Genomic DNA, 21,453 nt, shown 5'->3' with positions numbered 1-21,453 from the left:
TTCCGGCAACCTACTTCTCGGCCACCCACAGCCGCGGGTAGTCGCGCACGAAGCCGTCTTCGGTCACGCTCAGCGTGGCCGCGTAGTCGAAGCGCTTGGCCTCGTAGGCGTATTCGCTGTCGCTGCGCCGCTCGTAGCGCTGCGCCAGTTCGCTCAGCACTCCGCCGTCCAGGTCGACCCACGCGGCCGGCGCGTCGGCGCTCTCGCCCTTCGAGAGGTTGAGCCGGCGCAGCTGCAGCAGGTTGGTGGCGGGCGTGAAGCCCAGGTCGAGGTCCACGCAGTGCGACAGGTCGGCCACCGCCTCGTCGTTGAGCTTCCAGTGGCCGCGCGCGTCGCGGGCAATCGACAGGTCGACCGCCGCGCCGCCGAGCCAGCCGCGCACCGTGCCCCACTGTGTGTGCCACAGCAGGTCGCAGCGCACGCGATAGTGCAGCTGGGCGATGCGGCCGTCTTCCAGGCGGAACACGGTGGCACCGTCGAGCTGCCAGGCCGAGGCATTGCGTTCAAGACGGCAGGCGTCATGACCCGGTGCATCGAGCCTGCGCCAGAGGATGGAGGCGACGGTTTGCATGGCGCGCATGATGGCACCGGCATGCGGCGGTGTGCAAGCGGCATCGCGCAAAATGCCCCGCATCATGAAAGACCATTCCGCCGCATCGCTGGCACTTCTGGCCGCCCTGCTGGCAGTGGGGAGCGCCATCTCGGCCGCCCAGGCCGCACCCGCTGTACACGCCGCGCGCGCCACGGACTCGCTGAAGGACGGCGACATCGTCTTCCACACCTCGCGTTCCGCGCAGAGCGTGGCCGTGCAGCGCGCCACCGGCTCGCGCTACAGCCACATGGGCATCGTGCTGCTGCGCAACGGCAAGCCCTATGTGTTCGAGGCGGTACAGACCGTGCGCTACACGCCGCTGGCGCAATGGGCGGCGCGCGGCAGCGGCGGGCACTACGTGGCCAAGCGGCTGCGCAATGCCGACACGCTGCTGACACCCGGCGCGGTGGCCCGGTTGCGCGCGGGCACCTCCGACTTCGAAGGCCGCCCCTACGACCTGACCTTCGAGTGGTCGGACAAGCGCATCTACTGCTCCGAGCTCGTGTGGAAGCTCTACCAGCGCGCGCTGGGCGTACGCATCGGCGAGCTGCAGAAGATCCGCGAGTTCAACCTGAACGACCCGGCCGTGCGCGCCAAGATGCGCGAACGCTACGGCGACAAGGTGCCGATGGACGAGCCGGTGATCTCCCCGGTGGCGATGTTCGACTCGCCGTTGCTCAGGACCGTCGAAACGCGCTGAACGAATGCCCCCTGGCGGGCAGCTGAGCGAACGCCCCCCAACGGGCGAAGGCGGCCCGGCCGGGAGACAATTGTGGCCGTGAGTTCCCAGACCCCGAAACCGCCGATCCGCCGCATCGCGCACCTCGACATGGACGCCTTCTACGGCTCGGTCGAGCTGCTGCGCTATCCGCAGCTCAAGGGCCTGCCGGTGGTGATCGGCGGCGGACGGCGGCGCGTGGACGAGGCCATCCGCGACCTGCCCGAGGGCGGCACGCTGGCCGACATTCCGGTCGGCTCGTTCCCGCTGCTGAAGGACTACACCGGCCGCGGCGTGATCACCACCGCCACCTACCCGGCGCGCCAGTTCGGCGTGGGCTCGGCCATGGGCCTCATGAAGGCCGCCAAGCTGTGCCCGCAGGCCATCATCCTGCCGGTGGACTTCGACGAGTACCGGCGCTATTCGCGCGCCTTCAAGCAGGTCATCCTGGAGGTGGCGCCGCTCATGGAAGACCGCGGCGTGGACGAGGTGTACATCGACTTCACCGACGTGCCCGGCGGCCAGCGCGACGGCGGGCGCTCGCTGGCGCGGCTCATCCAGAAGGCCATCCTCGACGCCACCGGCCTGACCTGCTCGATCGGCGTGGCGCCCAACAAACTCATCGCCAAGATGGCGAGCGAATTCGAGAAGCCCAACGGCATCTCGGTGGTGTACGAGGACGACCTCGAGACGCGCATCTGGCCCCTGCCCTGCCGCAAGGTGAACGGCATCGGCCCCAAGGCCGACGAGAAGCTCAAGCGCTTCGGCATCGAGACCGTGGGCCAGCTGGCGGCGCACGACCGCGACTGGCTCGTGGCCAACTTCGGCAAGGCCACCGGCGCGTGGATGCACGAGGTGGCCTGGGGCCGCGACAACCGGCCCGTGGTGACCGAGAGCGAGCCGGTGTCGATGAGCCGCGAGACCACCTTCGAGCGCGACCTGCACGCGGTGCGCGACCGCGCCGAGCTGGGCGCGATCTTCACGCAGCTGTGCGAGAAGCTGGCCGAAGACCTGCAGCGCAAGGGCTACGTGGGCAAGACCATCGGCATCAAGCTGCGCTACGACGACTTCAGGATCGCCACGCGCGACCAGACCATCGACCGCTTCACCGCCGACGCGAAGACCATCCGCCAGACCGGCGGCCAGTGCCTGAAGCGCGTGCCGCTGGAGCGCCCGCTGCGGCTGCTGGGCGTGCGCGTGGGCGCGCTGGCGAAGGCGGGCAGCCCCGAGGCGCTGGCGCCTGCGGGTGCGCAGCGCACGGCCCCGGAGCCGGTGGCGACCACGGCGTCGCTGTTCTGATGGCCATGCTCAAACGCTGGCTCCTGCGCATCGCGTTCACGCTGCTGGGGCTGATCGCGTTGGTCGGCCTCTATGTGGCCACGGCCAGTGCCCTGGTGTTCTGGCCGGCCAACGCAAGCACCCATACCGGCACCCCGCCATCGAACGACGCGCCCGCCGACGTGCAGGCCTGGGTGCTGAGCAACGGCGTTCACACCGACTACGTGTTCCCCATCCGCTCGGCCACGGTCGACTGGCTGCAGGTGTTCCCGCTGAAGGACTTCAAGGCCCCGCCGCCCGACGCCGAGTTCGTCGCCATCGGCTGGGGCGACCGCGAGTTCTACCTGAACACGCCCACCTGGGGCGACCTGACGGCGGCGCGCGCCTTCGGGGCGCTGTCGGGCGGCAACCGCGCGCTGATGCACGTGAGCTACCTGCGGCGCGCCCAGCTGGCGCGCGGCGCATACCGGCTGCCGCTGTCGCAGGCGCAGTACGCGCAGCTTGCCGGCTACGTGCGCGCCGCCCTGCCGCAGGGCCGCGCCACGCCCATCGCGGGCGCGCACTACGACAGCCAGGACGCCTTCTACGAAGCCGAAGGCGGCTACAACCTCTTCGAGACCTGCAACACCTGGACCGGCCGCGGGCTGCGGCAGGCGGGCCTGCCCGCGAGCCGCTGGACGCCGTTCGACTTCACGGTGACCTGGCACCTGGTGCCGGGGCGGCCCTGAAGGGCCTCAGCGCCTGAGCGCCCTGAACAGGGTCAGGGCTTCGGCACGCCCGCCGACCACTTCGGCCAGTTGCCCACGATGTGGTCGACCACGCGCGAGCCGACGCGCTCGATGTTCTCCACCGTCTCGGCAAAGCCGCCCGCCGTCTCGCCCGGCGCCGGGTCCAGGTGCTGCAGCGTGGTTTCCTTCGGGCTGCCCTGGTCGAAGTTGACGGCGCCGCGCAGGCTCATCACGCGGTCGGTGCCGTGCGTGCGCTTGATCACCAGAGTGATGGCGGCGGCTTCCATCTCGGTGATCACGTAGTCGTCGGCGCCGTACAGCCTGGCGATGTACTGCGCCTGCTTCGACATGCCCGGGCCGTGGAAGAAGGTGTCGCCGGTCATGTGCGTGCCGGTGCCGACGAAGGGCGCGCGGCGCGCCGCGGCGTCGGGATAGCGCAGGCGGTACTTGCGGGCCGAGTCGGCGTCCTTCAGCGGCGTGTCCGCCGAGAGCTTCATGGCCCAGGTCACGAGGTCGGGGTTGAGCTTGAAGCGGCGGTAGTCCTCGTAGCCCTTGCGCGGCATGAAGGTCGGCTCGCCGGCCTTGTTCTCCTCGGGCGCCCAGCGGTGGCCCAGGTCGTAGTCGACCAGCCAGGTGGCCCAGCTCACCTCGCCGATGGTGCCGCGCGAAGGCGGCGTGCCGGCCACGCCCGAGATGACGTAGTAGCTCTGCGAGAAATCGAACTGCGGGTTCAGCAGGATGGCCTGCATCGACGACGACGAGTTGACCTTGCCCATGCCGAGCACCGCGCCGCACACGCCGTCGGCGTTGCAGTACACGGGCTGCAGCGCGCCGGGCACGGCGATGGGCTTGGCGCCCTTCCAGTAGCGCTCGTACCAGTGCTGGAACTCGCCGGCGCGGTCACCGGTGTTCTGGCCGATCTCGAACATGGCGGCGACGAAGACCTTGACCTTCACGGGCGCGGCGGGGGTGACGGGGGTCACGGCAGCGGCCGGGGCCGATGCACCAGAAGTGGTCGGCGTGGTGGTCGAGGCGCACGCCGTGAAGAGCAAGGCGGCCGCGGGCGCCGCGAGCCAGCGGGCCGTGAAAAGGGAGGGCTTGGAGGCAGTCATTCTGGAACTCGATGAAAAAGGAAAAGACACGGGGGCAGAGCAACAAGCGCGCCCAGCGCACCGCCGGCGCTTGCGGCGTCCTACAACCCGCGATTGTCGGCGCTGGCAAAAGCACCGTGTAACGCCCCCACTTCACCTCGCTGCCCATCCACCTCTACGCCATGCCGGCCTCCCACACCTCCTCCGCACGCGCCGCCAGGCCGCCCTCGAAGCCGACGCCCATCGCCAACGGCCTCGTCTACGTGAACCCCGAGATGCCCGGCATCCGCCGCCTGAAGCAAGGCGAGCGCTTCCGCTACCGCGATGCCAAGGGGCAGTGGCTGCGCGACGTGGACGAGATCTCGCGCATCCGCATGCTGGCCATTCCGCCGGCCTACACGCAGGTGTGGATCTGCCCGTTGCCCAACGGCCACCTGCAGGCCACCGGCATCGACGCGCGCGGACGCAAGCAGTACCGCTACCACGCCGACTGGCGCACGCTGAAGGACGAGACCAAGTTCGAGCGCCTGGAGGCCTTCGCGCTCGCCCTGCCCCGCATCCGCGCCCGCGTGGCGCGCGACCTGCGGCCCGACAAGGCACGCAAGGCGCCCGGCCGCAACCAGGTGCTGGCCGCGCTGGTGCGCCTGCTCGACACCACGCTGATGCGCGTGGGCAACGAGGAATACGCGAGCAGCAACGGCTCCTACGGCCTGACCACGCTGCGCAACCGGCACGCGGCGGTGCAGGGCACGGCGCTGCGGCTGCGCTTCAGGGGCAAGAGCGGCGTGATGCACGAGGCCAAGCTCGAAGACCCGCGCGTGGCCAAGGTGGTGCGGCAATGCCAGCAGCTGCCGGGGCAGGCGCTGTTCCAGTACGCGGACGAAGACGGCGAAAGCCGGGAACTGCACAGCGTGTCGTCCACCGACGTGAACGACTACCTGGCCGAAGCGGCGCGCGGCGAGCGCTTCACCGCCAAGGACTTCCGCACCTGGCACGGCACGGTGCAGGCGCTGGAACTCACGCGGCTGGCCTGCGAGCCCGGGCGCACCGCCGCCGATGGCAGCCGCTACAGCGCCAAGGACATCCTCGCCGCGGTGGCCAAGCAGCTGGGCAACACGCCCGCGGTCTGCAAGAAGGCCTATGTGCACCCGGCCGTGCTGGCGCTGGGCAGTGCGCTGTCCGACGGCGACGAGGCCACTGGCGCGCTGTTCGAGAAGATCGGCGGCAGCAGCCAGGCCCGGCCGTCGCGCGGGCTGCACGCGGCGGAGCGGCGCATGCTGGCCTTCCTCAAGGCCAACCGCCAGGCGCAAGGTCGCGCCACGCGAAAGACATCGGCCCCGCGTGCCGCGAAGAAAGTTCAGTTGCCGGTGGCGAGCACCAGGCGCACGCTGTCGCCGTCCAGCGTCATGGCGTAGCCGAGGTCTTCGGCCAGGTTCTGCAGCGCCACGGCGTCGATGGCCAGCGCGCGCGGCGCGCGGTGCGCGTCGAGCACCGCGGGCGTGGTGCCGGGCTCGCGCGGCACGGCCTTCAGGCGCAGCGCGTTGGCACCGTCGGCCTCGACGCGGATCGCACCGGCCTCGGCCGCGCCGTCATGCAGGTAGCCCAGCGCGCCGAGGAACAGGTAGCGCAGCGCGGCCGCGGCGGGCCAGCGGTGTTCGCCGTCCTGGCCCTCCTTCGTCTCCTGCGGGTCGAGCGCGCCGTCGATGTCGAGCGACACGCCGTGCAGGTCGAAGGCGGAGCGCATCAGCGTCACGCATTGCGCGACCAGCGCGCTGCGCGTGATGCCGTCGTCGGCGGTGGCCAGTTCCCAGTCGCGCAGCGAGCGGATGGCCCCGACCAGTTCGCTCACCTGGTTGTCGATGAGCGCCACGCGCTCTTCGCAGGCCGCGGAGTCGATGGCGGGCGCGGCCACCTGGCGCTTGAGCATGAGCAGGGCCATGCGGATCACCGACACCGGGGCGGCCATGTCGTGGCGCAATGCGGGCAGCGCCCGGGTCAGCAGTTCGTGGCGCACGCCGGCGGCGATCCAGCTGCGCGCGCTGGGAGAAGACTTCATTGCGCGGCAGCCAAGGGTGTCAGGTGGGTCGGCACGGTCACGGGGTACTTCCTGAAACGAGGGGAAATACAAGTATCGTGCCCGCGTTTGGCCACGGGTGTAGGAGCGTGCCTACGATCTCCACGCGACGCGGTCCTCTGCGCAATCCCCGGGGCGAAAGATCAGGTCACCGGCTTGCCCAGGTAGGTGCGCACGTCCTTCACCTGCACGCCCGCGGCGGCGATGGCCGAGCGCAGCTGCTGCTCGGTCACGCCCAGCGTCTGGGTCCAGTAGCGCACCTCGTGCAGTTCGTTCACGTTGATGCGGGACGCATCCTGCGGCCCGCGCTTGCTCAGGTCATCGGCCATGGTGTTTTCCTTTGTAGAAGACGCCACGATGCGGCGCACGCCGGGCGCGGGCTGGAGGACGCCGGCGCACCCGCGTGCAGGAGAAATCCGGCCGCGGCCGCGCAGGCGCAAGGCCTCTTCGCTCCTCGGGAGAGCGGCGCCGCCATCCTCCGCGGTCTCACACCGCGGCCGGCCGGCAACGCGCCTGCAGTTCGCGCTTGAGCAGCTTGCCGTTGGCGGTGGTCGGCATCGCGTCGATCACCTCGATGCGCGAAGGCCGCTTGTAGGGCGAGAGGTGCTCCACCAGGTGCGCGCGCAGCGCCGCCTCGTCGAGCGCGGCACCGGGCTTGAGCTCGACGAAGGCGATCACCTGCTCGTTGCCGTCGGCCTCGGGCACGCCGACCACGGCGCACAGGTGCACGCCCTCGAAGCGGCCGATCACCGCCTCGATTTCCGCCGGGTACACGTTGAAGCCCGAGCGGATGATCATTTCCTTCAGCCGCCCCACCACAAACAGCGCGCCGTCGCCGCCGAAGCGGCCGAGGTCGCCGCTCGCGTACCAGCCGCCGGGGCGCATCACGTGGGCCGTGGCCTCGGCGTCGCGGAAGTAGCCCCGCATGAGGCCCGGCCCGCGCAGCCAGATCTCGCCGGTCTCGCCTGGCGGCACGTCATGGCCGTCGAGCGACACGATGCGGGCCTCGCCGCCCTCCACCGCATGGCCGGCCGCGGTGTCCGCGCGCGGCGCCTCGGTGCGCGTGAGGAACACCGAGCCCGCGTACTCCGACAGGCCGTAGCCGTAGTGCAGCGGCTGGCCGAACAGGGTCTCCACGCGCTGCTTGAGCGCCGGGTCGAGCGGCGCGGAGCCGGTGTACACGTAGCGCAGGTGCGGAAAGCGCGGCCGCGCATGCTCGGCCTCCACATGCCCGGCCTCCACATGCCCGGCTTCGATGTGTGCGAGCAGCCGCGCATACATGGTCGGCGGCCCCAGCAGGTTCGACACCTGCTCGCATGCCAGCGCCTGCAGCATGTCGGCCGGCGAGAAGCTGGCGCGCAGCACCAGCGCCGCACCGCCCGTGAGCGCGGCCATCAGCACGGTGCCGATGCCGAAGATGTGCGTCATCGGCAGGAAGGCGTAGGCCCGGTCGCGCTCGCCCAGCGCGCGCACCTGCGCCGACACGTGCCCGAAATGCAGCAGCCCGCGGTGCGACACCATCACGCCTTTGGGCGTGCCCGAGGTGCCCGACGTGAAGATGATCGCGGCGGTGTCGGCCAGCGCCGCGCCGGGCTCGGTGCGCGCCTCGGCACGCACGGCCGAGCGCGCCACGCCGTGCAGCGCGGCCGGTTGCGCGGCGGCGCGCTGCGCATGCACGCTGGCCGCCTCCGACGCGGCCGTCGTGAAGCAGCACAGCCGCGCATCGGCCCGCTCGACGATGGCGGCGATCTCGCCCGGCGACATGCGCGCGTTCACGCCGCACGACCACGCGCCCACGCGGCTGCACGCCATGAGCAGCGCGATGTGCGCGGCGCAGTTCTCGGCCACCAGCACCACGCGGTCGGTGGGCCGCACGCCGGCGTCGAGCAGGTCCTGCGCGGCCGTGTCGACCATGGCCTGCAATGCGGCGTACGTCGTCGTGCCGCCAAGTTCATGAAGAAAGACCGCGTCGGGCGTGCGCGCGGCGCGCGCTTCGAGCAGGTGATGGATCCGCTGCATCGCTTATTCCGCCTCGATGCCCTTGGACGCCGTGGCCCACAGCCGGCGGTCCGACTGCCCCTTGCTCGCCAGCAGGTCGGCCCCGCCCGACCACACGTCGTAGCCCTGTTCGCGCAGCCGGTGCGCGATGTCCTCGCGCGCCAGCATCTTCTGCGCGGCGGCGTTGATGCGCGCAGCCAACGCCGCGTCCATGCGCGCCGGGCCGTACAGGCCGAACCAGCCGCCCACGTCGTAGCCCGGCACGCCCGACTCGATCATGGTCGGCACGTCGGGCAGCATGCGGTTGCGCTGGCGCGAGGTGACGGCCAGCGCGCGCACCTTGCCGGTCTGGATGAAAGGCTTGGAGGTGGCGATGATGTCGAACATCATGGTCACGGTGCCGCCCATCACGTCGGCCAGCGCCGGGGCGCTGCCCTTGTAGGGCACGTGCGTGAGCTGCACGCCGGTCATCTTCTCCAGCAGCGCGCCGCTCAGGTGGTTGGACGCACCCACGCCGGCCGAGCCGTAGAACACCTTGCCGGGCCGCGTCTTCGCGTAGGCCAGCAGCTCGGCCACGTTGCGCACCGGCACGTCGTTGTTGATGACCAGCACGTTGGTGTAGTCCACCAGCGGCGCGATGGGCGTGAGGTCCTTCATCGGGTCGAAGGCCATCTTGCGCTGCACGTTCGGATTGATGGTGATGGTCGGGCTCGCGCCGAAGAACAGCATGGCGCCGTCGGGCGCGGCCTTGGCCACCGCGTCGCCGCCCAGCGAGCCGCTGGCGCCGGGGCGGTTGTCCACGATCACCTGCGTGCCCAGCTCCTGGCTCAGCCCGGGCGCCAGCAGGCGCGCGGCGCCGTCCACCGGACCGCCGGCCGAATAGCCGACCACCAGCTTGATGAGCGGCGGCAGCTGCTGCTGCGCGAAGGCACGGTGCGGCAGTGCGGCCAGCGCCGCGCCGCCCGCCGTGGCAGCCAGGGCGGCCATGAGCCGGCGGCGCGAGAGGTCGATGGAAGTCATGAGCGTTGTCTCCTGTTATGAATTTCTTCGGCGCCCGTCGCTCAGGCCGGCAAGTCGAGGACTTGCCGCGCGAGGATGTTGCGCTGGATCTCGTTCGTGCCGCCGTAGATCATTGCGGCCGTGGCGCCGATGAGCGGCGAGAGCACGTTGAAGGTCTGCCCGTCGAGCACCTGGTCGCCTGCCACGGCGCCCTGCTCTTCACCGGCCTCGACCAGCAGCGCGCCGATGCGGTGGAAGGTCTCGCTGGCCCAGATCTTCAGCAGCGACACCGACGCGGGCAGCGGCTTGCCGGCCCGCACGATGTTCGCGAAGCCGGTGTAAGCGGCCGACAGGTCGAGCACATCGAGCCGCAGCGCCGCGAAGCGCTGCGCGAACACCGGGTCGGCGAACAGGCGCCGCGCCTGCGCCAGCCGCGCGAGCTGGCCCAGCGCGTACTGCGATTGCTTGGGGCTGCCCAGGAAGATGCGCTCGAAGCCCAGCAGCGCCTTGGCGATGCTCCAGCCGCCGTGCAGCTTGCCCACCAGGTTGCCGGCCGGCACGCGCACGTTGTCGAAGAACACCTCGCAGAACTCGGGCTCGCCCGCCAGCGTGTGGATCGGGCGGACGGTGATGCCCGGCGTGCGCAGGTCGCACAGCAGGAAGCTGATGCCCTCCTGCTTGCGCGCGTCCTTGTCGGTGCGCACGAGCATGAAGATGTGGTCGGCGTCCTGCGCGAGCGTGGTCCAGATCTTCTGGCCGTTGACCACGAAGTGATCGCCCTGCGCGTCGCGCGCGGGCATGGCCTCGGTGCGCAGGCCCGCGAGGTCGGAGCCGGCATTGGGCTCCGAGTAGCCCTGGCACCACACGTTCTCGCCGCTCAGGATGCGCGGCAGAAAGCGCTGCTGCTGCTCGGGCGTGCCGTGCTGGATCAGCAGCGGGCCGATCATCACGATGCCCTGGTCGGGCGCGCGCGCCACGCCGTGCTGCTCCAGCTCCTCGATCCATGCGATGAGCTTGTCGGCCGGCAGGCCCATGCCGCCGTGCGCCTGCGGCCAGGCGGGCGCGATCCAGCCCTGGGCCGACAGCGTGAGGTACCACTCGCGCATCTCGCTCCAGCGCGCGCGGTGCGACAGGTAGCGCAACCGCGGCGGGTAGCGCTGCTGCAGGAAGGCGCGCACCATGCGGCGGAAGTCGGCCTCGGGCATGGCGGCCCAGTCGGCGGTGCGCGGGAACTCGCCTTGCCAGGCGGCCGCGCCCGTGACCGCGTCGGTCTCGCCAACCAGCGCGGCGTGCCGGCGCTGGTGCGCGCTGACGTTGCCCAGCCAAGCCGACAGGCACAGCACGCGCTTGTAGAACAGGCTCAGGTCGCATTCCTGCGTGTAGCCGATGGCACCGTGCAGCTGCACCGAGGCACGCGAAGCCTGCAGCGCGGCGGCGGTGCAACGTGCGTTGACGCGGCTGGCCTCGGCCTCGAGCCGTGCTGCCGGCAACCCCTGCCCCGCCAGCGCCAGCACCTCGGCCAGCGTGGCCTGCGCCACCTCGAGGTGAATGAACATGTCGACGCAACGGTGCTGCAGCGCCTGGAAGCTGCCGATGGGCTTGCCGAACTGGGTGCGCGTGCGCAGGTAGGCCAAGGTCTGCGCGAGCATGGCCTGGCCGGCGCCCAGCAGTTCGGCGGCCTGGAGAATCTGGCCGGCCGCGAGCGCATGGCGCAGCGCATCCTGCGCGGCGGGGCCTTCGGCCAGCACCGCGCCGGGCGGCAGCGCGACCTGCTCGAAGCGCAGGTTCGAGGCCTGGCTGCCGTCGACCAGCGGCACCGGCGTCTCTGTCACGCCTTGGGTGCCGCGCGGCACCCAGAGCAGCACCGCGTCGTCTTCGCCGCGCGCCGACACCAGCCAGCCACTGGCGGCCGCGCCGGGCAGCACCATGAGCTTCTCGCCCTGCAGCAGCACGCCGCCGGCCTGGCCCGCGCGCCCCTTCCACGCCTCGCAGCCGCAGGCCAGCGGCACCGCGCTGAGGTCGCCCGCGCTTTCCTGCCAGGCCAGCGCGGGCAGGCTGCGGCCGGCCACCAGGTCGCCCAGCAAGGCGCGGGCGGGCGGTGTGTCCAGCCGCGCCAGCAGCAGCGCGCCGAGCCCGGCCACGGCCAGCAGCGGCTCGGGCGCCACGTGCTCGCCCGCGGCGCGAAGGATCTCGGCGGCGCCGTCGAGCCCGAGCGCCAGGCCACCGGCCGCTTCGGGCGCCAGCATGCCGGGCCAGCCGAGCGCGGCGATGTCGCGCCAGCCCTCGGCTTCGTCGCCGCCGGGTGCTTCCGTGCGGGCCCGCCGCCGGGCGATGGCACGGCTGCGCGCAAAGTAGTCCAGGGCCGCGGCGCGAATGGCCGCGCGGGATTCGGAGTCCATCGGTGGGTCTGCCTCGTTGCGTTGCAAAGACGGTTCGCAGCGTGCCTGAAGACCCCATGGCCGGGCATTCGCATTTGCCGAAGGGAGGGTTTCGCAATCAGAGAACCATGCCGCGCGAGGGCGGTCTAGATTCGATGCCATGACCAAGATCAAGAAATCCCTGCATACCGAGCTGGGCCACAGCACGCCCGACAAGATCACCGTGCGCGGGCGCGACCTGCCCTCCGAGATCCTCGGCCACCTGAACCTCGGCGACATGGCCTTCCTGGAGCTGACGGGGCGCATCCCGACGCCGCAGGAGTCGGTGACCTTCAACGCCATCGTCGTCACGCTGGTGGAGCACGGCGTCACGCCCAGCGCGCTGGCCGCGCGCCTCACCTACGCGGGCGCACCCGAGGCGCTGCAAGCCGCCGTGGCAGCCGGTCTCTGCGGGTTGGGCAGCGTGTTCGTCGGCAGCACCGAAGGCGCGGCCAGGATGCTCTACGAGGCCATTCCCTTCGGCGAGAAGCCCATGCGTCCGCTGGCGGACATCGCGAAGGACATCGTCGCCGACCACCGCGCGCGCCAGCAGATCGTGCCGGGCCTGGGCCATCCGCTGCACAAGCCCATCGACCCGCGCACGCCGCGCCTGTTCCAGATCGCGGCGGAGAACGGGCTTTCGAGCCACTACGTCGCGCTGATGCAGGCGGTGCAGGCCGAGGCCGAGCGCGTGTCGGGCAAGTCGCTGCCGATCAACGCGACCGGTGCCATCGGCGCCATCGCGGCCGAGTTCGGCTTTCCGTGGAAGATCATTCGCGGCTTCGGCGTGATGGCGCGCGCCATCGGCCTGGTGGGCCACATCCTCGAGGAGATCGACGACCCGATGGCCATCGAGATCTGGCAACGCGTGGAAAAAGAAGCTGGCGGCCCGCGCCAGGACTGAAGAGCCCCCAGATGAACAACGCCAACGACAAGAGCTTTCCCGACATCCGCGACGCGGTGCGCGACCTGTGCGCGCAGTTTCCCGACGCCTACTTCCGCAAGATCGACGAAGCCCGCGGCTACCCCGCCGAGTTCGTCGATGCGCTCACCAAGGCCGGCTGGATGGCCGCGCTGATTCCGCATGAATACGGCGGCTCCGGCCTGGGCCTGACCGAGGCCTCGGTCATCATGGAAGAGATCAACCGCTGCGGCGGCAACTCCGGCGCCTGCCACGGCCAGATGTACAACATGGGCACGCTGCTGCGCCACGGCAGCGAGGCCCAGAAGCGCGCCTACCTGCCGAAGATCGCCAACGGCGAGCTGCGCCTGCAGTCGATGGGCGTCACCGAGCCCACCACCGGCACCGACACCACCAAGATCAAGACCACGGCGGTGAAGAAGGGCGACCGCTACGTCATCAACGGCCAGAAGGTGTGGATCTCGCGCATCCAGCATTCGGACCTGATGATCCTGCTGGCGCGCACCACGCCGCTGGCGGACGTGAAGAAGAAATCGGAAGGCATGTCGATCTTCATCGTCGACCTGCGCGAAGCCATCGGCAAGGGGCTCACGGTGCAGCCCATCCTGAACATGGTGAACCACGAGACCAACGAGCTGTTCTTCGAGAACCTCGAGATCCCGGCGGAGAACCTGATCGGCGAGGAAGGCCAGGGCTTCAAGTACATCCTGGACGGGCTCAACGCGGAGCGCACGCTGATCGCGGCGGAGTGCATCGGCGACGGCTACTGGTTCATCGACCGCGTGACGGCCTACACCAAGGAGCGTGTGGTGTTCGGCCGGCCCATCGGCCAGAACCAGGGCGTGCAGTTCCCGATTGCCGAGGCGTTCATCGAAGTGGAAGCCGCCAACCTCATGCGCTACGAGGCCTGCCGCCTCTTCGACGCGCACCAGCCCTGCGGCGCGCAGGCCAACATGGCGAAGTACCTCGCGGCCAAGGCGAGCTGGGAAGCGGCCAATGCCTGCCTGCAGTTCCACGGCGGCTTCGGCTTCGCGTGCGAATACGACATCGAACGCAAGTTCCGCGAGACGCGGCTGTACCAGGTCGCGCCGATCTCGACCAACCTGATCCTGAGCTATGTGGCCGAGCACATGCTCGGCCTGCCACGCTCGTTCTGAAAGCGAAGCACCTCACCATGAACGAATCCAGAACCCTTGCAGACTTTGCCGCCGGCCTGCAGTTCAAAAGCATTCCGCCGCCCGTGCTGCGCCGCACCGAAGACCTGATGCTCGACTGGCTGGGCTCGGTGCTCGCGGCGCGCACCGCGCGGCCGATTCGCAGCATCGAGCGCTTCGCACAGCTGATGGGCCCCGCCGACGGGCCCAGCGAAATCCTGACCTCGCGCCGCACCAGTTCGCCGCTGTTCGCCGCGCTGGTCAATGCGGCGGCCTCGCACTTCGTGGAGCAGGACGACGTGCACAACGGCTCGGTGTTCCACCCCGCCGCCGTCGTCATTGCACCGGCACTGGCCGTGGCGCAGAGCGTGGGCGCGAGCGGCGCGCAGCTGCTGACGGCGGTGGTCGCGGGCTACGAGGTCGGCATTCGCGTCGGCGAATTCCTGGGCCGCTCGCACTACAGGACCTTCCACACGACCGCGACGGCGGGCACGCTCGCCGCAGCCGCTGCCGTGGGTCGGTTGCTGCAGCTCACGCCGCAGCAGATGCTGCATGCCTTCGGTTCCGCGGGCACGCAGTCGGCCGGCGTGTGGGAGTTCCTGCGCGATGCGGCGGACTCCAAGCAGCTGCACTGCGCGCACGCGGCGTCCAGCGGGCTGATGTCGGCCTACCTCGCGCAGGACGGTTTCACCGGTGCCGCGAAGATCCTCGAAGGCGCGCAGGGCCTGGGTGTCGGCATGTCGAGCGACGCCGACCCGGCCAGGCTCACCGACGGCCTGGGCACGCGCTGGACGCTGGCCGAGACCTCGTTCAAGTACCACGCCTCCTGCCGCCACACGCACCCCGCGGCCGACGCGCTGCTGCAGGTGATGACGCAGAACAAGCTCGGGCCCGCCGACGTCTCGCGCGTGACCACGCATGTGCATCAGGGCGCCATCGACGTGCTGGGCCGCGTGAACGTGCCGGCCACGGTTCACCAGGGCAAGTTCTCGATGGGCACGGTGCTGGGCCTGATTGCCGTGCACGGCCGTGCGGGCCTCGGCGAGTTCGACCGCGACTTTCTCGCGCCAGAGGTCTCGGCTTTCCGCGACAAGGTGACGATGGAACTCGACGCCGAGGTCGACACCGCCTACCCCGCGCGCTGGATCGGCAAGGTCAGTGTGCAGACCGCCGACGGCCGCACGCTGCAGGGCCGCGTCGACGAGCCCAAGGGCGACCCGGGCAACAGCCTGAACCGCGCGGAGATCGAGGACAAGATGCAGCGCCTGGCGCACTACGGCGAAGGCGCGACGGCCGACGAGGCCAAGGCGCTGTGCCAACGTGTCTGGCAACTGGAAGCCACGCCGCGCGTGGGCCGCTGGCTGGGCTGAGCCGCTTCAGGCGAAGTCAGGCGAAGAACCGCCCCCGCCCCTTTCAGGCGAAGAGCCGCCCCTGGCCGGGCGAACGCGCATCGAGCCCCGCGGCGCGCACCAGGTCCCAGAAGCCCGCGGGCGAACTCGACACCACGGGCACCTGCAGCCGCGCCTCCACTTCGCGCACCGCATCGAGCGTGACCAGCCCGCCGCACGAGATCAGGACGCCGTCGGCGCCCGGTTGCGCGTCGAACACCTTGAGGCACAGGTCGACCAGCACCTGCGTCGGCACCTCGCCCACGGCCTGCACGTCGGAGATCGACAGCCCTTCGAGCCCCAACGGCTCGAAGTCGCTTTGTTCCAGGTACTTGCGCAGGTGCACGTTGACCTCGTCGATGTAGGCCGTGGCCACCGCCACGCGCCGCACCTTCAGGTGGCGCAATGCGCCGACGATGGCGTTGCTCATCGTGCTGCACGGCAGGCCGGTGGCGCGCGCCATCTCGGCCTCGAGCTGGCGATTGAAATCCGCGCCGCGGAAGAAGCTCAGCGAGGTGCCCATGAGCGAGACCGCGCTCACGCCCTCTTCCTTGAGCGCGACGGCCTTCTCGACGACCGAATCGATCACGTCGAGGTACCCGCGCGTGGAGATCTCGCCGAGGCCAAGGCCGCGCGCGCTGAAACGGATGCGTTCGCCGTAGAGCAACGGGCCGTCCACCGGTACGGCGCCGGCGGCCGGTGGAACTATCAGGCCCAGGTGGGGGGTTGTCATTTCGATGGTCCTTGTTGCGTTTGCTGTTGGTTCTCGTGTTCGGGGCGATCAACGACCGCGCTTGATCACGAGCACGTCGATGGCGGGATCGCGCCCTGAACAGTGCCCTTCCAACGCACCGCTGCAGACTGCCTAGCTGCCTTCGACCACGATGCGTTGCTCGGTGATGATCCGCTTCCATCGCGTCGTTTCCTCCGCCATGTCCTTGCCCAGCTGGGCCGGCGTGGCGTACGCGCGCAGCGTGCCCTGCGCGGCCGCCGCCGTGCCGGCCTCGGGCGTGTCGAGCACCGACTTCACAGCCGACGACAGCCTGTCGACGATGTCGTTCGGCGTGCCCGCCGGCGCGAGCACGAAGATGCGCGGCGCCACGTCGAAGCCCGGCAATGCATCGGCCAGCGGCGGCACGTTTTCCACGCCGTCGAGCTTGGCCGTGTTCATCAGCGCCAGCGCGCGCAGCTTGCCGGCCTTGGCCTGCGCCATGCCGGCCGTGGCGCTCACCACGCCGATGGGAATCTGCCCGCCGATCACGTCGGGCACGATCTGCGCGGCGCCGCGGTACGGCACGTGCACCACGGTGCTGCCGGTGGCCTGCTTGAGCATCTCGAAGCCCAGGTGCTGCACCGTGCCCACGCCCGAGGTGGCGTACGAGTAGCGCGACGGATGCGCCTTGATTTCCTTGACCAGCTCGGCCGGCGTCTTCGCGGGAAACTCGTTGCCCGTGACGATCATCAGCGGCGAAATGAAGGCGCCCGCCACCGGCTTGAAGCTGGTGAGCGGATCGATGCCGATCTTCGGCTGCAGCAGCTTGGCGATGAGCAAGGCGCTGTCGCCCATCATCAGCGTGTAGCCGTCGGGTGCCGACTTGGCGACGAACTCCGCGGCAATGAGGCCGGTGGCGCCGGTGCGGTTTTCCACCAGCACCTGCTGGCCCAGCGCGGCCGACAGGCGCACGCCGAGCAGCCGCGCCACCGCGTCGACCCCGCCGCCGGCGGAGTAGCCGACCACCAGGCGAATGGGCTTGTCGGGGTACTTCTGGGCCCAGGCCATGGGCGCCGCGAGCAGGCCCGCGAGGCCCAGGACCACCGCGGTGCACAGTGCATGCCGGCGTGCCGGGCGAAGGACTTGTCTGGTTTTCATCATGTCTCCGTTGTCTTTTTCGGGTGTCGCCGGCCGTCTGCGCGGCCTGGTCGTGAAGAGAAGTGTCGGTGCGTCGCGACGCGTGGCTCAGGCCTTGCCCTTGCCGTGCGAGGTCGGCAGCTTGGCCAGCTCGCGCACGCGTTCGGCGTTGGGCGTGAAGCCCAGGCCCGGCGTCTCGGGCAGCGTGAGCCAGCCCTGGTCGGGCACCGGCAGGCCGTCGAAGATCTGCTTGAGCATCTGCACCGCCACGTAGTGGTACTCGACCAGCCCGCCGTTGGACACGCCCGCGTGCAGGTGCATGTTGTGGAAGGGCCAGGCGCCGCCGTTGTCGATGGGCACGTTGAAGGCCTGCGCCATGCCGGCGATCTTCAGGCACTGCGAGTAGCCGCCCGAGATGGTCACGTTGGGCTGGAGCACGTCCGCCGCCTGGTTCACCAGCAGGTCGCGAAAACGGAAGGCCAGGCCTTCGTTCTGGCCGCAGGCCAGCGGAATGCGCGTGCGCGCGCGCAGCTGGGCCATCTGGCGCACGTCGTTCTGCGTGAGCGGCTCCTCGAAGAAGCTGATGCCGTAGGGCTCGATGCGCTGCGCCAGTTCGCTCGCATGGAACAGGTCGAGGCCGCAGTTGGCGTCGACGTAGAGCTTCACGTCGGGGCCGACCGCCTCGCGCACGGCTGCCACGCGGCGCACGTCCTCGGCAATGACCTCGTCGAGCGGGCGCGGCTCGTCGCGGCGCGCCAGCGCGTGGTTGCCGACCGTCATCTTCAGGCGCTGGAAGCCCTGCGACACCCACAGCTTGGCGGCGGCGGCGAGCTGGTCGCGCTCGAAGAAGCCGAAGCCGAAGGTGGCGTACACCGGCACCTTCGACCGCGCGCCGCCGAGCAGGCGCCACAGCGGCTGCCCCAGCGCCTTGGCCTTGAGGTCCCACAGCGCGATGTCGAGCGCGGCGATGGCGTGGCTCGCGTAGCCGGTCTGCCCGCGCGGCGAGAGCAGCCAGTAGAGCTTGTCCCACAGGCGCTCGGTGGCCATCGGGTCTTCGCCGATCAGCGCGGGGCCGGCCACCTCGCGCACGGCGGCGGCAATGATCTCTTCTTCGGTGATGGCCGTCATGCCGTGGCCGACGAGGCCGGTGTCGGTCTCGATCTCGGTGAGGCACAGCGACAGCGAGGTCTGCTTGTTCATGCCGACCACGTCGATGGTGACGGGAATGTTCAGCGGCGTGGCGCTGACGCGAACGATCTTCAAGGCTGTCTCCTTTGGTTTGCACGCATCTTTGCGCGCGGGCCGCGGGAGAACAATTCGTTTTTGACGGGATCGAGCCTTCGCGAGCCACGAAGGCTCGACGCCGGGCGCGTTCAGTCGGGCCGGCCGAGGTGCTCCAGCACCGAGCGCGCGGCCACCGTCAGCTCCTGCTGCTTGCGCACGCACAGCAGGTGGCGGCGCAGCGCCCAGGGCGCGTCGAGCTTCAGGCAGCGCAGCTTCAGGATCTGCAGCTGCGGCAGGATGGCCGCATAGGGCAGCACGCCGATGCCGATGCCCTGCTCCACCATGCGGCACACCATGTCGAAGCTGCCCACCTGCATGCGCACCTTCAGCGGCACCTGCGCCTCCAGCGCGGAAGCCAGCAGCACGCGGTGCAGCGCGGTGCCTTCGCGCACCACGATGTGGTCGTGGCGCAGCACCTCTTCGACGCCGATGCGCTTGCGCCGCGCCAGCGGGTGGTCGCGCGCGATGACCACGGCCAGCTCGTCGGTGCGGTACGGCAGGCATTCGAGACCCTCGGCGGGCGTCTGGCCCTCGATCACGCCGATGTCGGCCAGGCCCGCCTGCACGGCCTTCACCACCTCGGTGCTGGCGCGCTCCTGCAGGTCGATCTTGAGCACCGGGTGCAGGCGCAGGAAGGAGCCGATCTGCGCGGGCAGGAACTGCGCGATGGTCGAAGCATTGGCCGTGATGCTCACCACGCCGGCCACGCCGTTCTGGAAATCGTCGAGCTCGGCGCCCAGCCGGTCCATGGCCGAGAGCACGGCGCGCGCATGCAGCAGCAGGCCGTGGCCTGCCGAAGTGAGCGTGACGCCGCGCGCATGGCGCACCAGCAGCGGCAAGCGCGCGCGGGCTTCGAGGTCGGAGATGCGCTTGCTGGCCGCGGCCAGCGCGATGTGGCAGCGCTTGGCGCCCTCGCTGATGCTGCCGTGGTCGGCCACGGTCACGAACAGGCGCAGCGACTTGAGGTCGGCGGACATCGGGTGCGCGCCTTCAGGACGCCACGAGGTGGTCGAACAGCTCGCGCGCCGAGGCGGGCAGCTGCTCGCGGTTGCGTGCGATGAGCTTGAGCTCGCGCTCGGCCCATGCGTCGCTGAGCGCCACGGTCGAGATGCGCATGGCCATCGACAGCCGCTGCGCCGACGAGGCCGGCAGCACGCCGACGCCCACGCCCGCTTCGATCATCAGGCAGATGGCCTCGAAGCTGCTGACCTGGATGCGCGGGTTGAAGCCGCGGCCCGCGAGCTCGGCGCGGCGCTGCAGGAAGCGGTGGATGGCGCTTCCGTGGTGCAGGCCCACATGCTGCTCGTCGAGCGTGTCGGCGAAGGCCACCGACGGCGCGCCCGCCAGGTGGTGCGTGGTGGGCACCACCAGCACCAGCTGGTTGCTGCCGAAGGCACGCGCGTCGAAGTCGCCGGTGTGCACGTCGCCGGCCAGGATGCCGATGTCGGCCTCGCCGTCGGCCACCGCGCGCACGATTTCCTCGCTCAGGTATTCGCGCAGGTCGACCTGCACCGCGGGGTGCTGCGTGAGAAAGCCCGCGAGCTTCTGCGGCAGGTACTCGGTGATGGAGGTGGTGTTGGCGAACACCCGCACGTGGCCCTTGATGCCCTTGCCGAAGTCCTGCATGTCGCAGCGCAGGTGCTCCATCTGCTGCATCACGCGCTTGGCGTGGTAGAGCACCGCCTGCCCCGCGGCCGTGAGGCTCACGCCCTGCGCACTGCGGTGCAGCAGCTTGCCGCCCACGGCCTCTTCCATCTGCTTGATGCGGGTGGAGGCGGCGGCCAGCGAGATGCAGGCCTTCTCGGCGCCGCGCGTGAGGCTGTGCGCGTCCGCCACGTAGACGAACAGTTTCAGGTCGAACAGGTCGAAATGCAGGTTCACCGGGTGCGGGCACGTAAGAGGGAGGGAACGCGCATTGTCCGGCGAATGGCGCTGTGCGCTGCTTGCGGGTTTGTCCTCAGGCCACCGCGGCCATTGCGGCGGTCAGAGCCATCCGAGCCGTCACAGCCGTCACAACCGTCAGACGGGATCCCAGCTGAACACGTCCGCCGAACGGTCGAGCGGGAAGAAGCTCGCGCGCATCGCCGGCATGGCGTGCTCGGCGATGCTCTGCGGCGTCCAGCCCTCGGCGCGGTGAATGGAGCGCACCGGGCGTGGCTGGCTGATGAGCGAGATCTCGTTGTTGCGCACCGAGAAGATCTGCCCGTTGACCGCGCCCGCCGCATCGCTTGCCAGGTACACGGCCAGCGGCGCGACCTTGGCGGGCGTCATCTGCTTGATCTTGTCGACGCGGGCGCGCTGCTCGTCGGTGTCGGTGGGAATCGCGCCGATCATGCGGCTCCACGCGAAGGGCGCGATGCAGTTGGAGCGCACGTTGAATTTCTGCATGTCGAGCGCGATCGACTTCGACAGCGCCACGATGCCGAGCTTGGCCGCCGAATAGTTGGCCTGGCCGAAGTTGCCGATGAGCCCCGAGGTCGAGGTCATGTGCACCAGCGCGCCCGCGTTCTGTTCCTTGAAGTGCGTGGCCGCCGCGCGGCTCACGTGGTACGAGCCGTACAGGTGCACCTTGAGCACCGAGTCCCATTCGTCGACCGACATCTTGTGGAAGAAGCGGTCGCGCAGGATGCCCGCGTTGTTGACCACCGCGTCGATGCGCCCGAAGCTGTCGAGCGCGCACTGCACGATGTGCGCGGCGCTGGCGGCATCGGCCACGTTGTCGGTGTTGGGCACGGCCTGCCCGCCGGCCGCGCGGATCTCGTCGACCACCTGCTGCGCGGGGCCCGCGCTGCCGCCAGCGCCGTCGAGCGCCGCGCCGATGTCGTTGACCACCACCTTCGCGCCGTGGGCCGCCATGGCCAATGCGATGTCGCGCCCGATGCCGCCGCCCGCGCCCGTGACGACGACCACTTTTCCTTCAACCATGTCTGTGCTCCGGATGTTCATTCGCCCGCGGGTTCG

Annotated in this window: 20 protein-coding genes; 7 read left to right on the top strand and 13 right to left on the bottom strand. The window is 70.2% G+C overall.

Features of this window, described 5'->3' with window-relative positions; genetic code table 11:
- Positions 1-10: 10 nt before the first annotated feature.
- A complete protein-coding gene (locus BM004_RS03765; RefSeq protein WP_093123805.1) occupies positions 11-571 on the bottom strand; it encodes a putative glycolipid-binding domain-containing protein in 561 nt (186 codons plus the stop codon).
- Between the two features lie 64 nt (positions 572-635).
- On the opposite strand from BM004_RS03765, the gene BM004_RS03760 reads away from it, so the two are divergent.
- From BM004_RS03760 to BM004_RS03750, 3 genes are all read left to right on the top strand, one after another.
- On the top strand, positions 636-1,292 hold the full coding sequence (locus tag BM004_RS03760; protein ID WP_256219773.1) for a YiiX family permuted papain-like enzyme: 657 nt from the start codon (positions 636-638) through the stop codon (positions 1,290-1,292).
- Positions 1,293-1,421: 129 nt separating this feature from the next.
- Positions 1,422-2,609, top strand: coding sequence for a DNA polymerase IV (dinB, locus tag BM004_RS03755; protein ID WP_256219807.1), 1,188 nt, complete (start codon positions 1,422-1,424; stop codon positions 2,607-2,609).
- Entirely contained in the window at positions 2,609-3,316 is a 708-nt protein-coding gene (locus BM004_RS03750; RefSeq protein WP_256219772.1) for a TIGR02117 family protein, read from the top strand. Before dinB ends, BM004_RS03750 begins: the two co-directional genes overlap by 1 nt.
- A gap of 32 nt (positions 3,317-3,348) precedes the next feature.
- Here BM004_RS03750 and BM004_RS03745 read toward each other — a convergent pair whose 3' ends face one another.
- A complete protein-coding gene (locus BM004_RS03745) occupies positions 3,349-4,428 on the bottom strand; it encodes a purine-nucleoside phosphorylase (RefSeq protein WP_093211345.1) in 1,080 nt (359 codons plus the stop codon).
- A 161-nt stretch (positions 4,429-4,589) separates the two neighbouring features.
- Here BM004_RS03745 and BM004_RS03740 point away from each other — a divergent pair, with 161 nt between their 5' ends.
- Positions 4,590-5,822, top strand: a complete 1,233-nt coding sequence (locus BM004_RS03740; protein ID WP_093211343.1) for a DNA topoisomerase IB — start codon at positions 4,590-4,592, stop codon at positions 5,820-5,822.
- Here the strand turns inward: BM004_RS03740 and BM004_RS03735 are convergent.
- The 5 genes from BM004_RS03735 to BM004_RS03715 form a co-directional block, all read right to left on the bottom strand.
- Positions 5,765-6,463 (bottom strand): hypothetical protein, encoded by a 699-nt coding sequence (locus BM004_RS03735; protein ID WP_093123797.1) that lies wholly within the window; start codon positions 6,461-6,463, stop codon positions 5,765-5,767. The two genes, BM004_RS03740 and BM004_RS03735, sit on opposite strands and share 58 nt — an antisense overlap.
- Positions 6,464-6,624: 161 nt before the next feature.
- A complete protein-coding gene (locus BM004_RS03730; protein ID WP_093211341.1) occupies positions 6,625-6,810 on the bottom strand; it encodes a DUF3606 domain-containing protein in 186 nt (61 codons plus the stop codon).
- A gap of 157 nt (positions 6,811-6,967) precedes the next feature.
- Positions 6,968-8,500, bottom strand: a complete 1,533-nt coding sequence (locus BM004_RS03725) for a class I adenylate-forming enzyme family protein (protein ID WP_093211339.1) — start codon at positions 8,498-8,500, stop codon at positions 6,968-6,970.
- 3 nt (positions 8,501-8,503) lie between these two features.
- Entirely contained in the window at positions 8,504-9,499 is a 996-nt protein-coding gene (locus BM004_RS03720) for a Bug family tripartite tricarboxylate transporter substrate binding protein (RefSeq protein WP_093211337.1), read from the bottom strand.
- A 41-nt stretch (positions 9,500-9,540) separates the two neighbouring features.
- A complete protein-coding gene (locus BM004_RS03715; protein WP_093211335.1) occupies positions 9,541-11,877 on the bottom strand; it encodes an acyl-CoA dehydrogenase family protein in 2,337 nt (778 codons plus the stop codon).
- 139 nt (positions 11,878-12,016) lie between these two features.
- Between BM004_RS03715 and BM004_RS03710 the strand changes: the two genes are divergently transcribed.
- From BM004_RS03710 to BM004_RS03700, 3 genes are read left to right on the top strand one after another with little or no spacing between them, the layout of a single operon-like run.
- A complete protein-coding gene (locus BM004_RS03710) occupies positions 12,017-12,799 on the top strand; it encodes a citryl-CoA lyase (RefSeq protein ID WP_093211333.1) in 783 nt (260 codons plus the stop codon).
- 11 nt (positions 12,800-12,810) lie between these two features.
- On the top strand, positions 12,811-13,974 hold the full coding sequence (locus tag BM004_RS03705) for an acyl-CoA dehydrogenase family protein (RefSeq protein WP_093211331.1): 1,164 nt from the start codon (positions 12,811-12,813) through the stop codon (positions 13,972-13,974).
- Positions 13,975-13,991: 17 nt separating this feature from the next.
- Entirely contained in the window at positions 13,992-15,341 is a 1,350-nt protein-coding gene (locus BM004_RS03700) for an MmgE/PrpD family protein (RefSeq protein ID WP_093211329.1), read from the top strand.
- A 43-nt stretch (positions 15,342-15,384) separates the two neighbouring features.
- Here the strand turns inward: BM004_RS03700 and BM004_RS03695 are convergent, their stop codons facing one another.
- The 6 genes from BM004_RS03695 to BM004_RS03670 all read right to left on the bottom strand — a co-directional run bounded on the left by BM004_RS03695 (position 15,385) and on the right by BM004_RS03670 (position 21,417).
- Positions 15,385-16,092, bottom strand: coding sequence for an arylmalonate decarboxylase (locus BM004_RS03695; RefSeq protein WP_093211327.1), 708 nt, complete (start codon positions 16,090-16,092; stop codon positions 15,385-15,387).
- A 132-nt stretch (positions 16,093-16,224) separates the two neighbouring features.
- Entirely contained in the window at positions 16,225-17,229 is a 1,005-nt protein-coding gene (locus BM004_RS03690; protein WP_093212007.1) for a Bug family tripartite tricarboxylate transporter substrate binding protein, read from the bottom strand.
- Positions 17,230-17,316: 87 nt separating this feature from the next.
- The gene (locus BM004_RS03685; RefSeq protein ID WP_093211325.1) at positions 17,317-18,471 is read right to left on the bottom strand and encodes a mandelate racemase/muconate lactonizing enzyme family protein; all 1,155 of its coding nucleotides are present in this window, start codon (positions 18,469-18,471) and stop codon (positions 17,317-17,319) included.
- Positions 18,472-18,581: 110 nt separating this feature from the next.
- Positions 18,582-19,469, bottom strand: coding sequence for a LysR family transcriptional regulator (locus BM004_RS03680; protein WP_093123772.1), 888 nt, complete (start codon positions 19,467-19,469; stop codon positions 18,582-18,584).
- Positions 19,470-19,482: 13 nt separating this feature from the next.
- A complete protein-coding gene (locus tag BM004_RS03675; protein ID WP_093123769.1) occupies positions 19,483-20,373 on the bottom strand; it encodes a LysR family transcriptional regulator in 891 nt (296 codons plus the stop codon).
- 138 nt (positions 20,374-20,511) lie between these two features.
- A complete protein-coding gene (locus tag BM004_RS03670) occupies positions 20,512-21,417 on the bottom strand; it encodes an SDR family NAD(P)-dependent oxidoreductase (RefSeq protein ID WP_093212005.1) in 906 nt (301 codons plus the stop codon).
- Positions 21,418-21,453 lie beyond the last annotated feature (36 nt).

The organism is Variovorax sp. OK212 (genome assembly GCF_900112425.1).
Classification (GTDB): Bacteria; Pseudomonadota; Gammaproteobacteria; order Burkholderiales; family Burkholderiaceae_C; genus Variovorax.
Note: the sequence above shows the minus strand (reverse complement) of the source record. Positions and strands in the feature narration are given on the sequence as shown.

Bases quoted from the DNA above. Each gene is read 5' to 3' on its own strand.
- BM004_RS03710 (WP_093211333.1), top strand. From the start codon at position 12,017: ATGACCAAGATCAAGAAATCCCTGCATACCGAGCTGGGCCACAGCACG.
- BM004_RS03760 (WP_256219773.1), top strand. From the start codon at position 636: ATGAAAGACCATTCCGCCGCATCGCTGGCACTTCTGGCCGCCCTGCTG.
- BM004_RS03680 (WP_093123772.1), bottom strand. From the start codon at position 19,469: ATGTCCGCCGACCTCAAGTCGCTGCGCCTGTTCGTGACCGTGGCCGAC.
- BM004_RS03715 (WP_093211335.1), bottom strand. From the start codon at position 11,877: ATGGACTCCGAATCCCGCGCGGCCATTCGCGCCGCGGCCCTGGACTAC.
- BM004_RS03695 (WP_093211327.1), bottom strand. From the start codon at position 16,092: ATGACAACCCCCCACCTGGGCCTGATAGTTCCACCGGCCGCCGGCGCC.
- BM004_RS03740 (WP_093211343.1), top strand. From the start codon at position 4,590: ATGCCGGCCTCCCACACCTCCTCCGCACGCGCCGCCAGGCCGCCCTCG.
- BM004_RS03700 (WP_093211329.1), top strand. From the start codon at position 13,992: ATGAACGAATCCAGAACCCTTGCAGACTTTGCCGCCGGCCTGCAGTTC.
- BM004_RS03735 (WP_093123797.1), bottom strand. From the start codon at position 6,463: ATGAAGTCTTCTCCCAGCGCGCGCAGCTGGATCGCCGCCGGCGTGCGC.
- BM004_RS03725 (WP_093211339.1), bottom strand. From the start codon at position 8,500: ATGCAGCGGATCCATCACCTGCTCGAAGCGCGCGCCGCGCGCACGCCC.
- BM004_RS03720 (WP_093211337.1), bottom strand. From the start codon at position 9,499: ATGACTTCCATCGACCTCTCGCGCCGCCGGCTCATGGCCGCCCTGGCT.
- BM004_RS03745 (WP_093211345.1), bottom strand. From the start codon at position 4,428: ATGACTGCCTCCAAGCCCTCCCTTTTCACGGCCCGCTGGCTCGCGGCG.
- BM004_RS03765 (WP_093123805.1), bottom strand. From the start codon at position 571: ATGCAAACCGTCGCCTCCATCCTCTGGCGCAGGCTCGATGCACCGGGT.
- BM004_RS03730 (WP_093211341.1), bottom strand. From the start codon at position 6,810: ATGGCCGATGACCTGAGCAAGCGCGGGCCGCAGGATGCGTCCCGCATC.
- dinB (WP_256219807.1), top strand. From the start codon at position 1,422: ATGGACGCCTTCTACGGCTCGGTCGAGCTGCTGCGCTATCCGCAGCTC.
- BM004_RS03670 (WP_093212005.1), bottom strand. From the start codon at position 21,417: ATGGTTGAAGGAAAAGTGGTCGTCGTCACGGGCGCGGGCGGCGGCATC.
- BM004_RS03690 (WP_093212007.1), bottom strand. From the start codon at position 17,229: ATGAAAACCAGACAAGTCCTTCGCCCGGCACGCCGGCATGCACTGTGC.
- BM004_RS03705 (WP_093211331.1), top strand. From the start codon at position 12,811: ATGAACAACGCCAACGACAAGAGCTTTCCCGACATCCGCGACGCGGTG.
- BM004_RS03750 (WP_256219772.1), top strand. From the start codon at position 2,609: ATGGCCATGCTCAAACGCTGGCTCCTGCGCATCGCGTTCACGCTGCTG.